Below are 376 nucleotides of genomic sequence, written 5' to 3'. Positions count from 1 at the left end.
CGCTTCGCTATCCGTGAAGGTGGTCGTACTGTTGGTGCTGGTGTTGTATCTAAAATCATCGCATAATTGCAGATTTTAGTTCTCACGAGAACTTAAAGAAAAGACGCTTAGGCGTCTTTTTTTATCACTAAATTTTAGTGAAATTGTCAAACAGTCAAAACTGTCAAAGCTGCTAACACAGAGCAGGTGTTGTATCGCTGTACCTGAAAGAAGCATCGCATAATTGCAGATTTTAGTGCTCACGAGAATTCAAGAAAAGACGCTTAGGCGTCTTTTTTTATATCTAGATTTTAGTGAAATAGTCAAAACAGCCAAAGTTACTAACACAGAGCAGGTGTTGTATCGCTGTACCTAAAAGAAGCATCGCATAATTGCA

At 38.6% G+C, this 376-nt stretch carries 1 protein-coding gene; it reads left to right on the top strand.

Annotation, left to right across the window (positions count from 1 at the left end):
• Positions 1-66 (top strand): hypothetical protein (locus tag H4J69_RS20540; protein WP_139083085.1); only part of this gene is annotated, 66 nt, incomplete at its 5' end.
• Positions 67-376 lie beyond the last annotated feature (310 nt).

Source organism: Colwellia sp. BRX10-9 (assembly GCF_014077405.1).
GTDB lineage: Bacteria > Pseudomonadota > Gammaproteobacteria > Enterobacterales > Alteromonadaceae > Colwellia_A.
Note: the sequence above shows the minus strand (reverse complement) of the source record. Positions and strands in the feature narration are given on the sequence as shown.